Consider the following 21,174-nt stretch of genomic DNA (forward strand, 5'->3'; position numbering starts at 1 on the left):
TGCGGCAGTCCCGCCGAACCTCCCCCGGCGGCGGGAGACCTTCCGGTTCTGAGGAGAGCTATGCGGATCAAAGTGGGAGTGGACGTCGGCGGCACGTTCACCGATACGGTGGTGTCGGCCGGCAGCGAGCTGATCCGGGCCAAGGCCTACTCGACCAAGGACGTCACGAGCGGCATCCTCGCCGTGCTCGGACGGGCGCGCGAGCAGCTTGAGCTCGACGAGGCGACCTTCTTCGGCTCGATCGAGAAGTTCGTGCTCGGCAACACGATCGTCACGAACGTGATCGACGAGCTGCGCTTCCCGTCGGTCGGCCTGCTGACGACCGCCGGCTTCAAGGACACGCTGCGGATCGCGCGCTCCAACCGCGGCCCCTCGCGCGACGCCCACGCCAACAGCGCCCCGCCGGAGATCGTCGACCGCCGGCGGATCGCCGAGGTCGCCGAGCGCGTCGACGTCGAGGGCGTCGTGCTGCGCGAGCTCGACCGCGAGCAGGCGCGCGCGGCGATCGCCGGCCTGCTCGACCAGGGCGTCGAGGCGATCGCGATCTGCTTCCTGTGGTCGTTCAAGAATCCCGCCAACGAGCAGGCCGCGGCGGCGCTCGTGCGCGAGCTGGCGCCCGACCTGCCGGTGACGCTCTCCTCCGAGCTGGCGCCGGTCTACCGCGAGTACGAGCGGATGGTCACGACCGTCCTCGACGCCGCCTGCAAGCCGGTCGTCGCCGAGCACTTCGCCCAGCTCGACGCGGCGCTGCGCGAGCGCGGCCTGCGCAGCGGGCTGAAGCTGATGCAGGTCGACGGCGGCTTCCTGTCGGTCGACGAGGCCGGCAAGACGCCGATCAAGATGTTCAACTCCGGCCCGGTCGGCGGCGTCGAGGGCGCGCGCCGGCTCGGCGACCAGCTCGGCCTCAGACGGGTCGTGACCGCCGACATGGGCGGCACCAGCTTCGACGCGGCGATCATCAGCGACGGCGCCTACCGCGTCCTGCCGCGCGCCGAGATGGGCCAGTTCCCGACCGCGCTGACGGCCGTCGACATCAGCTCGATCGGCGCCGGCGGCGGCTCGATCGCGTGGATCGACTCGCGCGGGCTGATGCGCGTCGGGCCCACGAGCGCCGGCTCGGTGCCCGGCCCCGCCTGCTACGCCCGCGGCGGCGAGGAGCCGACCGTCACCGACGCGACCGTCGCGATGGGCCTGATCGACCCCGGCTACTTCCTCGGCGGCACGATCGCGCTCGACCGCGACCGCGCCCGCGCGGCGATCGAGCGGGTCGCGACGCCGCTGCGCTACGACGTCGACGAGGCCGCCGCCGGCATCTACCGGCTGACGACCGTCCAGATGGCGAACGCGATCCGCGCGCTGACCGTCAACCGCGGCCACGACCCGCGCGAGTTCACGATGGTCTCCTTCGGCGGCGCGTGCGGCCTGTTCGCGGCCGAGATCGCGCGCGAGTGCGACGTCGCCCGCCTTGTCGTGCCGGCCGCGGCGTCGGTCTTCTCCGCCTTCGGGCTGCTCCACTCCGACTCGATCTTCACCGCGGTGCAGACGACGCCGTGGAGCTTCGCGCAGAGCGCCGAGGAGCTGGAGCGCGCCTTCGCCGCGCTGGAGGCGCGCGTGCAGGAGTGGTTCGGCGCCGACCAGATCGCGCCCGACGCCCGCGAGCTGGTGCGCGAGGCCGACATGAAGTTCGCCGGCCAGGTCTTCGAGGTCACCTCGCAGCTGCCGGCCACCGCCTTCACCGACGACCTCAAGGCGGCCGTGCGCGAGCGCTTCGTCGCCGACTACGAGGCCGAGTTCGGCGAGGGCACCGCCTGGACCGAGGCCGAGGTGCTCGTCACCAACACGCGCGTGAAGGGGATCGGCCGCTTCGGCGCCGGCGACCCGGCGCCCGTGAAGCTGCTGCTCGACGACGACGGCGGCCAGCGCCGGCGCGAGATCGTCGAGCCGATGACCGGCCGCCGCCGCGAGGTCGAGGTCCACCGCGGCCTGCCGCTCGGCGAGCGCCGCGCGGGCCCCTGCATCGTCGAGGAGCCCGACACCAACCTCTACGTGCCCGACGGCGCCGCGATCGAGCGTGACGCGCAGGCCAACTACATCATCGACCTGCCGGCGCGCGGCTGAGCGCCCGGGCTGCGAGGAGAGACAGAGATGAGCACGATCGACACCGCCGCCCCCACCGCGCCCCGCGGCGCGCAGGCGCACGATCCCGTCACGCTCGAGGTCATCCGGATGCGGCTCGACGCGATCGTCGACGAGATGGCGATCGCGATGATGCGCTCGTCGGGCTCGCCGGTGATCACCGAGTCGGGCGACTTCAACACCGCCCTCTTCGACGCCGAGGGCCGCATCTACGCGTACTCCAACTACGTCCAGTTCCACATCGGCTCCGCCAGCGTCGCGCTGAGGGGCCTGCTCGACGCCGTCCCGCTGGAGGAGATGCGGCCCGGCGACGCCTTCATCTCCAACGACTCGCACACCGCCGGCTCGACCCATCCGCCCGACGTCTCGGTGATCTCGCCGATCTTCCACGACGGGCGGGTCGTCGGCTTCGCGCAGTCGCAGGCCCACCTGCTCGACATCGGCGGGATGAACCCCGGCGGCTTCGCGCCGAGCGCCGTCGACTGCTTCGCCGAGGCGCTGCGGATGCCGCCAGGCGTCAAGTGCTACGACGCCGGCGAGCCGGTCGAGTCGGTCCGCCGCATGATCGTCAACAACGTGCGGCTGCCCGTCCCCTTCTGGAACGACGTGCGCAGCCTCGTCGCCTCCAACAACACCGGCGCCCGCCGCCTCGCCGCGACGATCGACGAGTTCGGCGCCGACACCTTCGCGCGCTACGCCGAGCTGGCACTGGAGGCGGCCCGCCAGGTCGTCGCCGAGCGGATCGGCCGCCTGCCCGACGGCGTCTACGAGGCGAGCGAGTGGCAGGAGGGCGACGGCAAGGTCGCCGACCTGCTGGAGATCCACTGCCGCATGACCGTCGACGGCGAGCGGCTGACCTTCGACTTCTCCGGCTCCAGCCCGCAGGTCGCCGGCTTCGTCAACTGCTCCTACGGCGCGCTCGTCGGCAGCGTCGCCAGCGGGATGAACCCGGTGCTCGCGTGGGACCTGCCGTTCAACCAGGGCGTGCTCGGGCCGGTCGAGATCCTCGCCGCGGAGGCGAGCATCGTCAACCCGGACGTGCCGGCGCCGGCAAGCAACGGCCACCTCACCGTCGGCGGCCGCGTCACCCGCCTCGTGACGCTGCTGCTCAACCGCGTCGTCGAGCGCAGCGACGACCCCGAGCTGCGCGGCCGCGCCCAGGGCATCTGGGCCGACTCGTGGACCGGCGGCATCTCCGCCGGCACCCGCACCGACGACGGCGAGTACTTCGTCCTCTTCAACATGGACGGCGGGCTGATGGGCGCCGGCGCGCAGGCGACCGGCGACGGCCTCGACGGCTCGGGCATGACGACGCAGATCAGCAACATGGTCCCCGACGTCGAGATGAACGAGCTGATGTATCCCGTCCTCTACCTGTGGAAGCGGGTCGACGCGGCGACCGGCGGCCCGGGCGCGCAGCGCGGCGGGCTCGGCGTCGACTACGCCTGGACGCTGCGCCGCTGCGACGAGGTCCTGCACACCGTCTTCTGCCCCTGCGCCCAGGTGCCGGCCGGCGGCTACGGCGGCGCCTACCCGGGCGGCGGCGGCGAGCAGAGCATCCTGCGCGAGGTCGACGTCGACGGCGCCTTCGCGCGCGGCGAGGCCGCCGACCCCGAGCGGCTCGCGCCGCGCGAGACCGAGCTGCTGGAGCTGGTCCAGCAGGGCCTGACGATCCGCGCCGGCGACGTCTTCCGCCAGCGGATCGCGGGCGGCGGCGGCTACGGCGACCCGCTCCTGCGCGACCCGGCGGCGGTCGCCGCCGACGTGCGCGACGGCTACGTCACCGCGGCCGCCGCCGAGGCCGCCTACGGCGTGGCGCTCGACGGCGAGGGCGCCGTCGACCAGGCCGGGACCGAGCGGCTGCGGGCGCGGGCGCGGGCCGAGCGCCTCGGCCGCGAGCCGGCCGCGGTCGCGATCCGCAGCCTCGCCGAGCTGCGCCGCGGCGAGCAGGGCGCCGGCTCGCTCTGCCAGCGCGGCGGCGACGGCTGGGAGTGCCGCGTCTGCGGGACCGGCCTCGGCGCCGGCGAGGAGTGGGCCGAGGGCGCGGTGCTGCGGCGGACGAGGGCCGCCGAACGGCTCGGCGAGCTCGGCGTGCGCGTCCGCCCCAACGACGCCGTGCGGCTCGACGAGCACCTCTGCCCCGGCTGCGGCACCGCGCTCGACGTGCGCGTGACGGTGGAGCGTGCGGCGTGAGCACGCGCACCGACTGGCAGGCCGCGCTCGACGCCGTCGCGGGCGCGCCGCGGCGGCAGGGGCCGCTGCGCGGCGTCACCGTGCTCGACGTCACGCGCGTCGTCGCCGGCCCCTACTGCGCGATGCTGCTCGGCGACCTCGGCGCGACCGTCATCAAGGTCGAGAACCCCGCCGAGCCCGACTACGCGCGCGACTTCCCGCCGTTCGTCGGCGACGGCGGCGACCGCTTCAGCGGCTTCTTCGCGCAGTACAACCGCAACAAGCTCGGCATCACGCTCGACCTCAAGTCGCCCGACGGCCAGGCGCTGCTGCGCGAGCTGGTGCGGCGCAGCGACGTGCTGGTCGAGAACTTCCGCGCCGGCACGATGGAGCGGCTGGGACTCGGCTACGCGTCGCTGCGGGAGGAGAACCCGGCGCTCGTCTACACGGCGATCTCCGGCTTCGGGCAGTACGGCCCCAGCTCGCGCAAGCCGGCCTACGACAACAGCGGCCAGGCGACCGGCGGGCTGTGGTCGATGAACGGCTATGCCGACCGCGAGCCGGTCCGCGTCGGCACGATCATCGGCGACCTGTCGGCGTCGCTCTACGCCGCCTTCGGCACCGTCGCGGCGCTGCGCGAGGCCGAGCGGACCGGCGTCGGCCAGCTGGTCGACGTCAGCCAGCAGGACGCCGTCCTGTCGCTGACCGAGACGGCCGTCGTCGACTACACCGTCGCCGGCAGGGTCGCCGGCCCGCTCGGCAACGACCACCCGTTCGTGCGGCCGTACGGCCTCTTCCCCTGCAAGGACGGCCACGTCTTCTTCGGCGGCTACACGCAGAAGCTGTGGCGCGAGAGCTGCGAGCTGTTCGGGGCGCCGGAGCTGGTCGACGACCCCGAGATCGCGACGATGGAGCAGCGCTTCGACGAGGAGGTCTACCAGCGGCGCGTCAAGCCGATCGTCGAGGGCTGGTTCGCCTCCCGCACGAAGGCCGAGCTGGAGGCGATCGCCGGCGACCGGATCCCGCTCAGCGCCGTCAAGGACATCGGCGAGGTCGTCGCCGACCCGCAGGTCGCCGCGCGCGAGATGGTCGTCGACGTCGACTACCCGGGCGGCGCGGTCGGGATGTTCGGGCTGCCGGTGAAGCTGAGCGAGACGCCTGGCGACCCGCGCGCGCAGGCGCCGACGCCCGGCCAGCACAACGACGACGTGCTCGGCGGCGCGCTCGGCCTCTCCGCCGAGCGGCTCGCCGAGCTGCGCGCACGGGGGACGATCTGATGGCGATCGCCTACGAGGTCGCCGACGGGATCGCCGAGATCCGCTTCGACCGGCCCGAGAAGCTCAACGCGCTGACGCTCGCGATGTACGACCAGCTCGGCGAGGCGTGGAGGGCGGCGCGCGACGACGACGCCGTCCGCGTCGTGCTGCTGACCGGCGCCGGCGAGCGCGCCTTCTGCGTCGGCGCCGACCTGACCGAGTCGATCCCGGCGCTCGCCTCCGACCAGTTCGACATCTCGCGCTGGGACCCGGCCCACCTCAAGGACGCCCCGTTCCACAAGCCGATCGTCGCCGCCGTCAACGGCCTCTGCCTCGGCGGCGGCTTCGAGCTGCTGCTGGCGACCGACATCCGCATCGCCGCCGCCGACGCCAGCTTCGGCTTCCCGGAGCCGACGATGGGCTTCGTGCCGGCCGGCGGGACGCTCGTGCGGCTGCAGCGCCAGATCGGCTACGCGGCCGCGATGGAGCTGCTGCTGACCGGCGAGCGCTTCGACGCCGAGCACCTGCTGCGGGTCGGCGTGCTCAACCGCGTCGTCGCGCCCGGCGAGCTGCACGCGACCGCGCGCGGCGTCGCCGAGCGGATCGCGTCGCTCAGCGCCCAGGCGGTCCAGACGACGAAGCAGAGCGTGCTGGAGCTGGCCGACCTGCCGCTCGCCGACGCGTTCGCGCGCGAGGCGCGGCTCGGCCAGAGGACCTTCACCAGCGACGACGCGCGCGAGGGGCTGCGGGCCTTCGCCGAGCGCCGCGCACCGGACTTCCGCGGCTCCGCCGAGCGCTGACCGCGACCGACATCAGGGAGAGAAGCAATGCCTGTCAACAGCCGCCTGCCCGGCTTCTACAAGCTCGCGCTCGACGAGCGCTTCGCCGCCCTCGCGGAGGCGAGCGACGCCGACCCGGCGGTGCTCGACGACCTGCGTCCCGCGCACGAGGCGATCCTGCCGATCGCCGACGGGATGGTCGAGAACGCCGTCGGGCTGATGCCGGTCCCGCTCGGGGTCGGCGCCAACTTCCGCGTCAACGGCCGCGACCTGCTCGTGCCGATGGCGACCGAGGAGCCGTCGGTGATCGCCGCCGCCAGCAACCTCGCCCAGGTCGCGCGCGAGCACGGCGGCTTCTTCTGCTCGACCAGCGCGCCGCTGATGATCGCCCAGATCCAGGTGCTCGACGTCGCCGACCCGCACGGCGCCAGCCTGCGCCTCCACGAGCGCCGCGACGAGCTGCTCGCCGCCGCCGACGCGCAGGACCCGGTGCTGGTGCGGCTCGGCGGCGGCGCGCGCGAGCTGCAGGTGCGGGTCGTCGACGGCGCCGAGCAGCGCCACGTCGTCGTCCACCTGATCGTCGACGTCGGCGACGCGATGGGCGCCAACGCCGTCAACACGATGGCCGAGGCGCTCGCGCCGCGGATCGCCGAGATCGCGCGCGGGCGCGTGCTGCTGCGGATCCTCTCCAACAAGGCCGACCTCCGCCTCGCGCGGGCGCGCGCCGTCTTCGACGCCGGCAAGCTCGGCGGCGCCGAGGTCGTCGACGGGATCGTCGACGCCTATCGGCTCGCCTTCGACGACCCCTACCGCGCGGCGACGCACAACAAGGGGATCATGAACGGCATCAGCGCCGTCGTGCTGGCGACCGGCAACGACACCCGCGCCGTCGAGGCCGGCTGCCACAGCCACGCGGTCCGCGACGGCCGCTACACGACGCTGTCGCACATGGAGCGCGACGCCGACGGCAACCTCGTCGGCACGCTCGAGGTGCCGATGCCGGTCGGCCTCGTCGGCGGCGCGACGAAGACCCACCCGACCGCCCGCGCCGCGGTCAGGCTGCTCGGCGTCGAGACCGCCGCCGAGCTGGCGCAGGTCGTCGTCGCGGTCGGGCTGGCGCAGAACGTCGGCGCACTGCGCGCGCTCGCGACCGAGGGGATCCAGCGCGGCCACATGACGCTCCACGCGCGTAACATCGCGATCGCGGCCGGCGCGACGGCGGAGGAGGTCGACGCGGTCGTGCGGCGACTCGTCGCCGAGGGCACCGTCCGCGCCGACCGCGCCGAGGCCGCGCTCGCCGAGCTGCGCGCGGGGGCGCCGGCGTGAGCGGGCCGTGGGCGCTGCCGGCCGCCGACCTGCGCGCAGAGGCGCCGGCGTGAGCGCCCCGTGGACGCTGCCGGCGGCCGTCGAGCTGCGCGACGTCGGGCCGCGCGACGGGCTGCAGGTCCACCGGCCGCTGCCGCTCGAGCAGCGGGCGCGGCTGGTGCGGGCGCTGGCTGCGGCCGGGCTGAAGCGGATCGAGGTCGGCGCCTTCGTCTCGCCGAGAGCGGTCCCGGCGATGGCCGGCAGCGGCGAGCTGCTGGAGCTGCTGGGGCCGCTGCCCGGCGTCACGCGCGCGGCGCTCGTTCCCAACGCGCGCGGCGCCCGCGACGCGCTCGCGGCCGGCGCCGACGAGCTGACGGTGACCGTCTCGGCGTCGGAGGGCTACAGCCGCAGCAACACGAACATGTCTCGCGCCGAGGCGCTCGCGCAGGTGGAGGCGATCGGCGCGCTCGCGGGCGATGCCGGCGTGCCGGTCGACGTCGTCATCTCCTGCGCCTTCGGCTGCCCGTACGAGGGCGACGTCGCGCCGGCGGAGGTGGCCCGGATCGCCGCCGCCGCGCGCGCCGCCGGCGCCGCGCGGATCACCTGCGCCGACACGACCGGGCTGGCGACGCCGCCGCGGGTCGCCGCGCTCGTCGGCAAGCTGGGCGCGGAGATCGGCCTCCACTTCCACGAGACGCGCGCGACCGGCCTCGTCAACGCGTGGGCCGGCCTGACGCTCGGCGTGGCGCGCTTCGACAGCTCCGTCGGCGGCCTCGGCGGCTCCCCGTTCGCGCCCGGCTCGGCCGGCAACGTCGCGACCGAGGCGCTCGTGCATCTATTCGAGGCGGCCGGCGTCGCGACCGGCGTCGACCTCCCCGCCCTCCTCGACGCCTCGCGGATGCTCGCCGAGCTGGTCGGCGAGCCCCCGACCCCCCTCGCCCGCCACGGCGGAGGCTGAGCGCCCCGCCCCGCCCCGCCCCGCCCGGCGCAGCACGCCGCCGTGGGCTCGCGCCCCGCGCCTCGCGCGCCCGCGCCCCGCGCCGCGCCTCGCGCGCCCCGCGCCGCGCCTCGCGCGCCCCGCGCCTCGCGCGCCCGCGCCGCGCCCCGCGCCCCGCGCCCCGCGCCCCGCACCCCGCACCCCGCGCCCCGCGCCCCGCGCCCCGCGCCCCGCGCCCCGCGCCCCGCGCCCCGCGCCCCGCGTGAGAGGATCGGCGCGTGGAGGATGCGAGACCCGATCGCCTGCGCGCGCTGCTCGACGCCGTGCTCGACGCGGTCGGGCGGCCGGCCGGCGGGGCGGCGGTGGCAGGGCGGGCGCACTTCAGCCGCTTCCACTTCGACCGGCTGGTGGCGGCCGGCGCCGGCGAGCCGCCCGCGACGCTGCGCCGCCGCGTGCTGCTGGAGCGGGCCGCGTGGCAGCTGCTCCAGGGGGCGACCGTCACCGACGCGGGGATCGACGCCGGCTACGGCTCGACCGAGGCCTTCTCGCGCGCCTTCGCGCGCCTCCACGGGATCGCGCCGAGCCGCTTCGCGAGCGCCCGCGGCGACTTCCGCGTCGCGGCGCCGAACGGGATCCACTTCCACCCGCCCGCCGGCCTGGTCGCCCACGCGCGCGACCGCAACCGCGACTCCACCCGCGACCACGACCTCGGCTCCGCCGCCGACCGCGGCTCCACCCGCCACCACCACCTCGGCGACGACCACGAGCGCCACCACCACCTCGGCGACGACCACGAGCGCGGCCGCTGCGACGACCGCCACCGCGGTCCCGACCGCGCCGGCGGCGTTCACGGCTCCCCGACCCGAGGCGCACCCGACGGCCTGACCGACCGGATGCTCGAGCACGACCGCTGGCTGACCGGCCGCCTGATCGAGCGCGCGGCGCTGCTGACCGACGATCAGCTCGACCGCGAGCTGCGGCCGGGGCACGTCGTGCTGAGCTTCGACGGCCCAGAGCCGAGCGCGCGGGCGATGCTCGACCGGCTCGTCTGGACCAAGGAGGTGTGGACGGCCGCGATCGGCGGGACGGCGCTGCCGCCGGCGGGCGACCGCACGATCGCCGCCCTCCGCACCCGCTTCGCGGCCGCCGGCGACGCCTTCGTCGCGCTGGCGCGGCGGATCGCCGAGCGCGGCCAGTGGGACGACCTGTTCGTCGACGCGCTCTGCGACCCGCCGCAGAGCTTCACCTTCGGCGGCGCCGTCGCGCACGTGCTGACGTTCAGCGCCCATCGCCGCGAGGTGCTCGCCGGCGTGCTGGCCGAGCTCGACGGCCGCGAGCGCGAGCCCGGCTGCCCGCTCGAATGGGAGCGCGCCCGCGTCGCCCCCGCCCCGCGCGCCGCCGCCGAGCTGCGCGGCACGACCTGACCACCCGCACCTCGCCCCGCGCCCGCGTCGCCCCCGCCCCGCACGCCGCCGCCGAGCTGCGCGGCACGACCTGACCACCCGCACCTCGCCCCGCGCGCCCGTCGCCCCGCCTCGCACGCCGCCGCCGAGCTGCGCGGCGCGCCCTGACCGCCCGCACCTCGCACCGCGCCCGCGTCGCCCCGCGCCGCCTCGCTCCACCGCCCACGAGAAGCGCAAATCCGATCAGGCGGCCGGCGGCGCGCCCGGCGACGATGCGGCGACGGTGCCGGCACGGGCCGGCGCGCATCCGATCGACGGAGGATCAGCATGAGCGCAGCGACCGAGACGACGACGCCCGAGGCCGCCGTCCGGCGGTGGTGGGACAGCATGAGAGCCGGCGACCTCGCCGCGCTGGAGCAGCTGCTGCTCGACGACTACATCTCCAGCGGCGGCCCGGTCGCGCGCACGCTCGGGCGCGACGAGGTGCTGGCGCAGGCGCGCGAGTTCGTCGCCGCGGCGACGATCGAGTCGCACGCGCTCTCCGACTTCGCCGTGCGCCGCCACGGCGACGTCGCCGTCTGCGCCTACGCGTGGAGCGAGTCCGGCACCCACGCCGGCCGTCCGTTCGCGCTCGACGGCCTCGCGACCGACGTGCTCGTCCGCGACCCCCGCGAGGGCCTCTGGCGCCACCAGGCCCACCACACCAGCATGGTCGCGACGTAGCGGGCGTCGGGGCGGTCCCCGGCGAGCGCCGCCCTGGATCGGCTCGGAGCTGCGACGCAGGTCCGCCCTGCGACCTGCTGGCGATCGGCGCGCGGGAAATATGCGACACTCCTACTATCTTGATCCCGACATTCGGGACTGCAGGAATTGAGCGTCCCAGGAGAGATGACGTGACGATCCAGTCCAGCGTCGCCGACGCCGCCACCGACCAGCGCACCGACGCCCCGCCGCTGCGGTTCGTGACCGCCGCGTCGCTGTTCGACGGCCATGACGCCGCGATCAACGTCATGCGCCGGCTGATCCAGGACAGCGGCGCCGAGGTCGTCCACCTCGGCCACAACCGCAGCGTCCGCGACGTCGTGCGCGCCGCGATCCAGGAGGACGCCGACGGGATCGCGATCAGCTCCTACCAGGGCGGCCACACCGAGTACTTCACGTACGCCGTCGACATGCTCGCCGAGCTCGGGGCCGAGCACATCCGCGTCTTCGGCGGCGGCGGCGGCACGATCACGCCGCAGGAGATCGCCGACCTGCAGGAGCACGGCGTCGAGCGGATCTACCACCCCAACGACGGGATGGCGCTCGGGCTGACCGGCATGATCGGCGACCTGATCGAGCGCGCGCAGGCGCAGCGGGTCGCCTCCGAGCCGCCCGCGGATCCGTCCGCGCGCGACGACCTCTCGATCGCCCGCATGCTCTCCGCGCTGGAGGACGAGGTCTTCGACACCGCCGCGCTCGACCAGCTGCGCGCGGCGTGGCGCGACGGCGGCGCCGGCGTGCCGGTGCTCGGCATCACCGGCACCGGCGGCGCCGGCAAGAGCACCGTCACCGACGAGCTGCTCGCCCGTTTCATGCGTTCCTTCCCGGAGCTGCGGGTCGCGGTGCTGGCGGTCGACCCGACGCGCCGCCGCACCGGCGGCGCGCTGCTCGGCGACCGCATCCGCATGAACAGCCTGCGCAACGAGCGGATCTTCATGCGCTCGTTCGCGACCCGCCGCAGCCACCGCGCCACCAGCGCGATACTCGAGGACGCCGTCGCCTACCTGCGCGCCTCGGGCTTCGACCTCGTGATCGTCGAGACGGCCGGGATCGGCCAGAGCGACTCGGAGATCGTCGACCTCGTCGACGTCGCGATGTACGTGATGACGAGCGAGTTCGGCGCGGCGTCGCAGCTGGAGAAGATCGACATGCTCGATCTCGCCGACCTCGTCGCGATCAACAAGTTCGACAAGCGCGGCGCCAAGGACGCGCTGCGCGACGTGCGCAAGCAGTGGCGCCGCAACCGCGTCGCCTTCGAGGCGACCGACGACGAGACGCCGGTCTACCCGACGATCGCCAGCCAGTTCAACGACCCCGGCGTCAGCTGGCTGTTCGTCAACCTCTGCAGAGCGCTCGGCGCCGCCGACGGCGTCGACCCCGAGCGCTGGGACCCGCGGCTGGAGCTGGCGAGCAGGGAGCCGCTCGGCAACCAGCTGATCCCCGGCAGCCGCGTCCGCTACCTCGCCGAGATCGCCGAGCAGGGCCGCGCGGTCAACGCCGAGATCGAGCGCCTCGCCGGCCAGGCCGCCGAGGCCCAGCACCTCTACGCGGCGCTGAGAGCGCTGCACGACCCGGCGCTGCCGGCGCCGCTCGAGCCCTACCCGGCCGCCGCGCTCGACGCCGCGGCCGAGGGCGACGATCCCGCCGCCGCGCTGCGCGAGCGCTACAACGCGACGGTCGCCGACCTCGGCGCCGAGGCGGTCGGGCTGCTGCGCGGCTGGGACCAGATGGTCGAGCGGATCACCGCCGACACCTACTCCTACACCGTCCGCGGCCGCGAGATCACCGGCGACAACTACCGCGAATCGCTCTCCGGCCAGAAGATCCCGAAGATCGCGCCGCCGCGCCTCGACGGCTGGGGCGACCGGCTGCGCTTCCTGATGAAGGAGAACCTGCCGGGCCACTACCCGTACACCGGCGGCGTCTTCCCCTACCGCCGCGCCGGCGAGGACCCGACCCGCATGTTCGCCGGCGAGGGCACGCCGGAGCGCACCAACCGCCGCTTCCACTACCTCTCCGAGGGCCAGCCGGCGGCCCGCCTCTCGACCGCCTTCGACTCGGTCACGCTCTACGGCGAGGACCCGGCCGAGCGTCCCGACATCTACGGCAAGGTCGGCAACTCCGGCGTCTCGATCGCGACCGTCGACGACGCGAAGAAGCTCTACTCGGGCTTCGACCTGTGCGCGCCGACGACCTCGGTCTCGATGACGATCAACGGCCCGGCGCCGATAGTGCTCGCCTTCTTCCTCAACGCGGCGATCGACCAGCAGGTCGAGAAGCACCTCGACGCGACCGGCGGCTGGCCGGAGGCGGAGCAGAAGCTCGACGAGCTCTTCGCCGGCAAGGAGCGCCCCCGCTACAGCGGCGAGCTGCCGTCCGGCAGCGACGGCCTCGGCCTGCGCCTGCTCGGCGTCTCCGGCGACCAGGTCGTCGACCGCGACACCTACGAGCGGATCAAGGCCGAGACGCTGCGGACGGTGCGCGGCACGGTCCAGGCCGACATCCTCAAGGAGGACCAGGCCCAGAACACCTGCATCTTCTCGACCGAGTTCGCGCTGAAGATGATGGGCGACGTCCAGCAGTACTTCGTCGACCACGAGGTGCGCAACTTCTACAGCGTCTCGATCAGCGGGTACCACATCGCCGAGGCCGGGGCCAACCCGATCTCCCAGCTCGCCTTCACGCTCGCGAACGGCTTCACGATCGTCGAGTACTACCTCGCGCGCGGGATGGCGATCGACGACTTCGCGCCGAACCTCAGCTTCTTCTTCTCCAACGGGATGGACCCGGAGTACGCGGTGATCGGCCGCGTCGCCCGGCGCATCTGGGCGCGCGCGATGCGCGAGCGCTACGGCGCGAGCCCGCGCAGCCAGATGCTGAAGTACCACATCCAGACCTCGGGCCGGTCGCTTCACGCGCAGGAGATGTCGTTCAACGACATCCGCACGACGCTGCAGGCGCTCTACGCGATCTTCGACAACACCAACTCGCTGCACACGAACGCCTACGACGAGGCGATCACGACCCCGACGGAGGAGTCGGTGCGGCGGGCGGTCGCGATCCAGCTGATCATCAACCGCGAGCTGGGGCTGAACTTCACCGAGAACCCGTGGCAGGGCTCGTTCGCGATCGAGGAGCTGACCGACCTGGTCGAGGCGGCCGTCTACGAGGAGTTCGAGCGACTCTCCGAGCGCGGCGGCGTGCTCGGCGCGATGGACACGATGTACCAGCGCGGCAAGATCCAGGAGGAGTCGCTCTACTACGAGCGTCTGAAGCACGACGGCACGCTCCCGCTGATCGGCGTCAACACCTTCCTCCCGCGCGAGGGCGCCGGCGAGCTCGACGTCGAACCGGAGCTGGCCCGCTCGACCGAGGGCGAGAAGCAGGCCCAGATCGCCAACGTGCGCGCCTTCGAGCGCAACGCCGCCGACCGCCGCGAGGCCGCGCTCGCCCACCTGCGGGAGGTCGCGCTCGCGCGCGAGAACGTCTTCGACGCGCTGCTGGACGCGGTCAAGGTCGCCTCGCTCGGCCACATCTCCGCGACGCTCTACGAGGTCGGCGGCGAGTACCGCCGCAACATGTAGCTGGCGTGGCGGGCCCGCGCGAGCCGAAGAGCGCAGGGTTTCGGGTCTCACAGACCCAGAACCCTGCGGAGTTCGGGGAGGTGCTGGTCGACGCGGCCGGGGTGCGGCACGCGCCGGCCGGGCCGGAGCCGCGGATCGTCTGCCTCGTGCCGAGCATCACCGAGCTGCTGTGCGACCTCGGGCTCGCGGAGCGGCTGGTCGGGCGGACCGGCTTCTGCATCCACCCGTGGGAGACGGTGCGGACGATCCCGAAGGTCGGCGGGACGAAGGACGTCAAGCTCGACGCCGTCCGCGCGCTCGCGCCGACGCACGCGATCGTCAACGTCGACGAGAACACGCGCGGGACGGCGGATGCGCTCGCCGCGTTCGTCCCCCACGTCGTCGTCACCCACCCCTGCGGCCCGCTCGACAACCTCCCGCTCTACCGGCTGCTCGGCGCGATCTTCGACCGCGAGACCGAGGCCGAGGCGCTGTGCGCGGCGCTGCTGCGCGAGCACGACGCGCTCGCCGCGCGCGACTGGCCGGCGCGCGACGTGCTGTACCTGATCTGGCGCGAGCCGTGGATGACGGTCGCGCCCGACACCTACATCGCGCGCACGCTCGCGCTCGTCGGCTGGCGGACCCTCCCCCGCCCCGCCGCCGACCGCTACCCCGAGGTCGCGCTCGCCGAGGTCGCCGGTGCCGTCGACCGCGTCCTGCTCAGCAGCGAGCCCTACCACTTCAAGGAGCGCCACATCGCGGAGGTCTCCGCAGTGCTCCCCGACGCGGCGGTCGAGCTGATCGACGGCGAGATGACCTCGTGGTACGGCTCGCGCGCGATCGCCGGGCTGCGCTACCTGGGCGAGCGGGCCGGCGGCTGACCGGCGGCCGTTTCTCCCGTTCGCGGCGCGGGTAGCGGCTCGCCGATGACGCCGGTCGTGCACGGCATGAGAATCGGGATCATCGGCGCCGGGCACATCGGCGGGACGCTCGCGCGCGGGCTCGTCGCGGCCGGCCACGAGGTCGCGATCGCCAACTCGCGCGGACCCGAGACGCTGCGCGAGCTCGTGACCGAGATCGGTCCCGGCGTGCGCGCGCTCGACGCCGCGCAGGCGGCCGAGTTCGGCGAGCTGGCGATCGTCGCGATCCCGTTCGGGCGCTATGCCGAGCTGCCGCCGGACGGTCTCGCCGGCAAGGTCGTGATCGACGCCAACAACTACTACCCCGAGCGCGACGGCCATGACGCCCGCCTCGACGACGACCGCACGACCTCCAGCGAGCTGCTCGCCGCCCACCTCCCCCAATCGCAGGTCGTGAAGGCGTTCAACACGATCCGCTGGGACCACCTGCGCGACCGCGGCCGGCCGGCCGGCGACCCCGACCGGATCGGCATCCCGATCGCCGGCGACGACCAGGAGGCCAAGCGGGTCGTCACCGGCCTCGTCGACCAGCTCGGCTTCGACGCCGTCGACGCCGGCTCGCTCGCCGACGGCCGCAGACAGCAGCCGGGCGCGCCGGTCTACGGCGCCGATCTCCGCACCGGCGAGCTGCGCGACCGGCTCGCGGCCTGAGCGGGCGGCTTGCCGCCAAGGCGCGTGAAGCTGAGCGTCCAGCGGATCGTCGTGGTCGAGCGGTCGCCGCCGCTGTCCTGCACCGCGCGGTCGCGCGCGATCACGACGTTCTTGCCGTGGCGGAAGAGGTCGGCGATCGGAAGCGCGGCGCCGACCACGCGGCCGGTGACCGGGTGGGTGTCGAGCAGCGACGGCCATGAGACGCCGCCGGTCGGGCAGCTTCTGAACGGGCCGAGCGGGACGTTGTGGTCGGTCCGCAGCGCGATCACGTCGCTGCGGCGGACGGGGTAGCCGAGCTCGACGGTGCGGCGGGAGCGCTTCGTGCCGCAGTCGGGCGCCGCCGGCGCGCCGCCGCCGTCGCCGTCGGAGCAGACCTCGCCGTCCGCCTGCTCGCTGCCGTGGCGCGTGATCGTCGCGGCGAGGTCGAGCGCTCCGATCGCTCTGCCGCGCGTGAAGACCCGCGTCTGGCCGATCCACGTCACGAGGATCGTCGTCGGCTTGGAGCGGAAGCGGACCGTCTCGCTTCCGCTCCCGTGCACCGACAGATCGCAGCCCTCGGTCGAGCTCCAGTCGGTCGACCAGGTCGTGCGCTGCACCCCCTCCAGCTCGACCTTGAACAGCCCGGTCCGCACCTTCGCGCGGGCGGTGGTGGCGCCGGGGTGGGCGGCGCCGGGGTGGGCGGCGGCACGTGCGTGCGTCACGGCCGGCGCGGGCGGCGCGGCCGGGGCGTGCGTCGCGGCCGGCGCGTGCGGCGCGCGGGTCGCGGCCGGCGCGCTCGCCGGCAGCAGCGCGGCCGCGCCGATCGCAGCCAGCAGGGCGGTCCTCGTCATGTCCGTCTCCTTCTCTCGATCGTGTCGGTCGGGTCGGGAACTCCGGTCGTCCGCACCCCGCAGAGGGGTGCAAACGACCGGAGTTCGGCTTCGTCGGGTCGTCCGCACCCCGCGGAGGGTGCGAACGACCGGAGTTCGCAGGGTCAGCGGCGCAGGGTCACCGCGACGGTCCGCGTCGCCGGCGCGGCTCCGCGGGCGGCGAAGCTGACACGGAGCGCCAGGCGGGCGCGGCGGGCGGCGCGCAGCTCGCGTCTGCCCGCGCGCGTGAAGCGGAGCGCGACGGTCGTCGTGCCGGCGCCGCGGGCGCGTCCGCTGCCGCGGGCGACGATCGCGCCGCCGTGGCGGGCGGTCGCGCGCACCGTGCCGGCCGCTTGCGTCGTCATCCGGAGCCGCAGGCCGCCGCGCAGCGCGGCGCCGATCCGCGGCGTCGCGGCGAGCCGCGCGCGCACCGTCGCGGAAGAGCCGCCGCCGGGCCTGCCGCCGCCCGACCGGCCCGGTCGGCCCGCTCTGCCCGACCGGCCCGATCTGTCCGCTCTGCCCGGCCCGCCCGCTCTGCCGGATCTGCCCGATCTGCCCGGCCCGCCCGTTCTCGGCACCGGCTGGGGATCCGGCTCCGGGCCCGGCGCGGGCTCTCTCGGCGCCGGCCGCGGCCCCGGGTTCACGGCCGCCGGGCTCCAGTCGGGCTCGCTCGCGCCCGGTATCAGCAGCCGCGGTCTGATCTCGGCGCAGTCGTCGCCGGCCGGCAGCGGGGCCGTCCAGACGCCGTCGCCCTCCTGCCACCACAGCCGGCGCCCGTCGGCCGACAGCGTCGGGTCGGCGAAGTGGCGGCCGAGCGGCCCGTCGGCCGGGTCGCTGAAGGAGCAGATCGGCGTCGGCAGCGTCGCGAAGCCGCCGGCGGCGCGGTAGACGATCAGCTGGTTGTCGATCTGCTGGTAGCCGCGCGCGAAGACGACCGTCCCGGCGGCGTACTCGCCGTCCTCCAGGTTCCCGCCGCCGCCGAAGCGATCCCAGTGGTCCCAATCGTCCCACCAGGTCGTCGCCGGCTGTCCGGGCGCATGCGTCGTCGCGAGGTTGCCGACGCCGACGAGCGCGCGGCCGGAGTCGATCCACGACGGCCCGCGCGCGCCGCGGCCGGGCGAGCCGAACGTCGCGCGCGGCGTGTACGCGTCGGTGCGGCTGTAGTAGACGTCGGTCGAGAGCCAGCCGGTCGGGTCGCCGTTCGCCTCTTCGTAGGCGACCAGCCGGCCGTCGGGCGAGATGTGCGGGCTGAGCGGCCCGGCGACCATCGGCGGCAGCCTGATCTCGCCGAGCGCCTCGCCGTTCTGGCGCAGCTTCAGCAGCGGGCCGTTGTTGGGTTGGGCACGAACCGTGACGATCGTGCCGTCGTCGCTCTGCGAGGGCGACCGGTAGGGGTTGTCGGCGGTCCCGTCGGACGTGACGCGGTGCTGCGCGCTGCCGTCGGGCTCGGCGAGCCACACGTCGTGGTCCTTGACGAAGACGATCGAGTCGGCGCTTGCGGCACCGGGAGCGACGGCCGTCGCGAGGACGGCCGCCAGCGCCCCGCGCCGGAGCGCGCGCTGGAGCTGCTGCATCTGGACTCCTCCTGGAGCGTGGGGTTCGGATTCGACGGCGCCCACGGTAGGATCGCTCCGGCTTCAGGTGAAACAGCGACTCGATGTGGGATTCACCGCGTACCGAGGTCAATGGGCTCGACAACGCGACGTTGTGAGAGCGACACCGAACGGCTGTTTCACATCGCCGCCCCGCTGGCCCACGATCGCCTTCCGAACCGACCGCGAGGAGACCCAGATGACGACCGACGCCAGCCTCGACCTCTCACCGCTGCGCGCCGCGCTGCGCGGCCACGCGCTCGCCCCCGGCGACGACGGCTGGGACGCCGCACGCCAGGCGTGGAACCTCGCCGCCGACCTGCGGCCGGCCGCCGTCGTCTACGCCGAGGAGGCCGCCGAGATCGCCGCGACGATGCGCTTCGCCGGCGAGCGCGGCCTGCGCGTCGCGATGCAGGGCACCGGCCACGGCGCGCCCGCCCTCGGCGACCTCTCCGACACGCTGCTGCTGAAGACGCAGCGGATGGCCGCCGTCGAGATCGACCCGGCCCGCCGGGTGGCGCGGGCGCAGGCCGGCGCGCTGTGGGGCGATGTCGCCGTCAGCGCCGGCCGCCACGGGCTGGCGGCGCTGCACGGCTCCTCGCCCGACGTCGGCGTCGTCGGCTACACGCTCGGCGGCGGGCTGAGCTGGCTGGCGCGCCGCCACGGGCTGGCGTCGAGCAAGGTCGTCGCGTTCGAGGTCGTGACCGCCGACGGCGCGCAGCGCCGGGTCACCGCCGACGCCGACGCCGATCTGTTCTGGGCGCTGCGCGGCGGCGGCGGGGCGTTCGCGCTCGTGACCGCGATCGAGTTCGAGCTGCTGCCGCTCGCCGAGGCCTTCGCCGGGACGATCGCCTGGCCCGGCGAGCGGGGCGCCGAGCTGCTCGCCGCGTGGCGGGAATGGACGGCGACGCTGCCCGACGCCACGACCTCGTCCTTCCGCTGGCTGCAGCTGCCGCCGCTTCCGGAGGTGCCCGAGCCGCTGCGCGGACGCCCGACGGTCGCGATCACCGCCGTCCACGACGGCCCGGCGACGGAGGCCGACGCGCTGCTGGCGTCGCTGCGCGCGCTCGGCGGCGCGACGCTCGACAGATTCGCCGTCCTCCCGGCGCCGGCGCTCTGCCACATAAACGGCGATCCCGAGCAGCCGACGCCAGCGTTCGGCGACCACGCCCTGCTCAGCGCGCTCGACGACGCCGCGGCCGCCGCGCTCTCAGCGGCCGCCGGCCCGGAGGCTGGTCATCCGCTCGTCGGCGTCGAGCTGCGCCACCTCGGCGGCGCGCTCGGCCGTGCGCCGCGCGACGCCGGCGCGCTCGCGTGGATCGACGGCGAGCAGCTGCTGTTCGCGTTCGGCATCCCGATGGGACCCGACGGCGGCGTGGCGATCCGGAGCGCGCTCGACGGCGTGCTGGCGGCGGTCGCGCCGGTGCGGAGCGGCAGCGTCCTCAACTTCGCCGACACGCCGGTCGAGACCGCCAGCGCCTTCGACGCGGAGACGTGGCGGCGGCTGCAGCAGGTCAAGGCGGCCGTCGACCCGGGCGACCTGATCCGCTCGAACCGCCCGGTCCCGCCGGCCTGATCGATCCGACCGCCGGCGGTCACGGAGCGGCGTCGCGCTCCGGACCGCCGGGTGCGGTCGGCGCGGGCGGGCCGGCCGGCGCGGGCAAGCCGGCCGGCGCGGGCGGGCCAGCCGGCGCGGGCCCGGCCGGCGCGGGCGAGCCAGCCGGCGCGGGCACGGCCGGCGTGGGCGAGCCTGTCGGGGCGGGCGGGCCGGCCGGAGCGGGCGCCGGGTCACGCGTCGGTCCGGCGGTGTCGGCGGCCGCGGGGGTGCCTTCCGGTCCGGCGGCGTCGACGGCCGGAGCCGGCGCCGGTCCGGACGCCTTCCCGGCGGCGTCCTCGGCCGGAGCCGGCGTGTGGCCGAAGGCGACGCGGCAGGCGTCGACGAAGTCGCGGACGGGGTCGCGGCCGTCTCCCGTCCGCCAGGCGAGCGACATCTCGACCCGCTCGCCGTTGTCGAGCGGACGGAAGACGACGCCGGAGGCCGGGCCGAGCGAGTCGACGATCCGTTCGCGGATGAAGCTGACGCCGAGGCCGGCCCGGATGCCCTGCAGCAGCGCGTCGAGGCTGTGGAAGCGCGCGACGAAATGGGGCGGGCGGCCGCCGCGGTGACGGACGCCCATCCAGAAGTCGCGCGACGGCTGGTCCGGCGTCGGGAAGTCGAAGATCGTCGCGGCGACGTACTCCTCGACGGAGATCGCCGCTCTCGCGGCGAGCGGATGGTCGGCCGCCATCGCGACGCCGAGCGGCTCGCTCCACAGCACCTGCCGTTCGAGTCCGGTCGTGTCGAACGGGCCGGCGGCGACGCCGATGTCGACGTCGTCGCGCCGCGCGCCGCCGCACGCGTCGACGAGATCGGCGAACAGCACGTCGGTCGCGACGTCGGGGCGGCGCTGCGCGAACCGCTCGAGCACCGGCTTCAGCGGCTCGTGGTCGAACGGGGTGCCGAAGCCGACCATCAGCCGCTGGCGCTCGCCGGCCGCTGCGCGCGCCGCCTCGGCGGCGGCGTCGGCGGCCGCCAGCAGCGCGACCGCGTGGTCGTAGAAGGCGCGCCCGGCCGGCGTCAGCTCGACCTTGCGCGTCGTGCGCTGGACGAGCACCGCGCCGACCCGCTCCTCCAGCTGGCGGACCTGCGTGCTGAGCGCCTGCTGCGCGAGGTGGAGCCGCTGCGCCGCGCGCGTGAAGCTCAGCTCCTCGGCGACCGCCACGAAGGCCCGCAGATGGCGCAGCTCGAAGCTCACCGGCGCAGTCTACGTTCCGGAGTGCCGCCGCGCCACCGCGACGCGCCCGCTCGCC

General features: G+C 75.0%; 15 protein-coding genes. 12 read left to right on the top strand and 3 right to left on the bottom strand.

Going from position 1 to position 21,174, the window contains the following annotated elements:
• The first annotated feature begins 72 nt into the window (after positions 1 to 72).
• The 11 genes from BDZ31_RS08940 to BDZ31_RS08990 all read left to right on the top strand — a co-directional run bounded on the left by BDZ31_RS08940 (position 73) and on the right by BDZ31_RS08990 (position 15,884).
• Positions 73 to 2,118, top strand: a complete 2,046-nt coding sequence (locus BDZ31_RS08940; RefSeq protein WP_221242959.1) for a hydantoinase/oxoprolinase family protein — start codon at positions 73 to 75, stop codon at positions 2,116 to 2,118.
• A gap of 27 nt (positions 2,119 to 2,145) precedes the next feature.
• A complete protein-coding gene (locus BDZ31_RS08945; protein WP_183341250.1) occupies positions 2,146 to 4,329 on the top strand; it encodes a hydantoinase B/oxoprolinase family protein in 2,184 nt (727 codons plus the stop codon).
• Entirely contained in the window at positions 4,326 to 5,585 is a 1,260-nt protein-coding gene (locus BDZ31_RS08950) for a CoA transferase (RefSeq protein ID WP_183341252.1), read from the top strand. The genes BDZ31_RS08945 and BDZ31_RS08950 overlap by 4 nt, the downstream gene beginning before the upstream one ends.
• Complete coding sequence (locus tag BDZ31_RS08955) at positions 5,585 to 6,364, top strand: enoyl-CoA hydratase/isomerase family protein (protein WP_183341254.1); 780 nt, start codon at positions 5,585 to 5,587, stop codon at positions 6,362 to 6,364. Before BDZ31_RS08950 ends, BDZ31_RS08955 begins: the two co-directional genes overlap by 1 nt.
• A 27-nt stretch (positions 6,365 to 6,391) precedes the next feature.
• Positions 6,392 to 7,669, top strand: a complete 1,278-nt coding sequence (locus BDZ31_RS08960; RefSeq protein WP_183341256.1) for a hydroxymethylglutaryl-CoA reductase, degradative — start codon at positions 6,392 to 6,394, stop codon at positions 7,667 to 7,669.
• Positions 7,670 to 7,718: 49 nt separating this feature from the next.
• Positions 7,719 to 8,606 carry a hydroxymethylglutaryl-CoA lyase gene (locus BDZ31_RS08965; protein WP_183341258.1) on the top strand — a complete coding sequence of 296 codons (888 nt, stop codon included), beginning with the start codon at positions 7,719 to 7,721 and terminating at the stop codon, positions 8,604 to 8,606.
• A gap of 257 nt (positions 8,607 to 8,863) precedes the next feature.
• Positions 8,864 to 10,009 carry a helix-turn-helix domain-containing protein gene (locus BDZ31_RS08970; RefSeq protein WP_183341260.1) on the top strand — a complete coding sequence of 382 codons (1,146 nt, stop codon included), beginning with the start codon at positions 8,864 to 8,866 and terminating at the stop codon, positions 10,007 to 10,009.
• 306 nt (positions 10,010 to 10,315) lie between these two features.
• Positions 10,316 to 10,711 carry a nuclear transport factor 2 family protein gene (locus BDZ31_RS08975; protein WP_183341262.1) on the top strand — a complete coding sequence of 132 codons (396 nt, stop codon included), beginning with the start codon at positions 10,316 to 10,318 and terminating at the stop codon, positions 10,709 to 10,711.
• Between the two features lie 170 nt (positions 10,712 to 10,881).
• The gene (locus BDZ31_RS08980) at positions 10,882 to 14,334 is read left to right on the top strand and encodes a methylmalonyl-CoA mutase family protein (protein WP_343075555.1); all 3,453 of its coding nucleotides are present in this window, start codon (positions 10,882 to 10,884) and stop codon (positions 14,332 to 14,334) included.
• Between the two features lie 80 nt (positions 14,335 to 14,414).
• On the top strand, positions 14,415 to 15,194 hold the full coding sequence (locus BDZ31_RS08985; RefSeq protein ID WP_183341264.1) for a helical backbone metal receptor: 780 nt from the start codon (positions 14,415 to 14,417) through the stop codon (positions 15,192 to 15,194).
• A gap of 45 nt (positions 15,195 to 15,239) precedes the next feature.
• Positions 15,240 to 15,884 carry an NADPH-dependent F420 reductase gene (locus BDZ31_RS08990; RefSeq protein ID WP_221242960.1) on the top strand — a complete coding sequence of 215 codons (645 nt, stop codon included), beginning with the start codon at positions 15,240 to 15,242 and terminating at the stop codon, positions 15,882 to 15,884.
• Here the strand turns inward: BDZ31_RS08990 and BDZ31_RS08995 are convergent.
• On the bottom strand, positions 15,833 to 16,714 hold the full coding sequence (locus tag BDZ31_RS08995; RefSeq protein WP_183341266.1) for a hypothetical protein: 882 nt from the start codon (positions 16,712 to 16,714) through the stop codon (positions 15,833 to 15,835). The two genes, BDZ31_RS08990 and BDZ31_RS08995, sit on opposite strands and share 52 nt — an antisense overlap.
• Positions 16,715 to 16,857: 143 nt before the next feature.
• Positions 16,858 to 18,306, bottom strand: coding sequence for a TolB family protein (locus tag BDZ31_RS09000; RefSeq protein ID WP_183341268.1), 1,449 nt, complete (start codon positions 18,304 to 18,306; stop codon positions 16,858 to 16,860).
• A gap of 217 nt (positions 18,307 to 18,523) precedes the next feature.
• On the opposite strand from BDZ31_RS09000, the gene BDZ31_RS09005 reads away from it, so the two are divergent.
• The gene (locus tag BDZ31_RS09005) at positions 18,524 to 19,900 is read left to right on the top strand and encodes an FAD-binding oxidoreductase (protein WP_183341270.1); all 1,377 of its coding nucleotides are present in this window, start codon (positions 18,524 to 18,526) and stop codon (positions 19,898 to 19,900) included.
• Between the two features lie 19 nt (positions 19,901 to 19,919).
• Here BDZ31_RS09005 and BDZ31_RS09010 read toward each other — a convergent pair whose 3' ends face one another.
• Positions 19,920 to 21,119 (bottom strand): LysR substrate-binding domain-containing protein, encoded by a 1,200-nt coding sequence (locus tag BDZ31_RS09010; RefSeq protein ID WP_183341272.1) that lies wholly within the window; start codon positions 21,117 to 21,119, stop codon positions 19,920 to 19,922.
• Between the last annotated feature and the right edge of the window lie 55 nt (positions 21,120 to 21,174).

This window comes from Conexibacter arvalis (assembly GCF_014199525.1).
Classification (GTDB): domain Bacteria; phylum Actinomycetota; class Thermoleophilia; order Solirubrobacterales; family Solirubrobacteraceae; genus Conexibacter; species Conexibacter arvalis.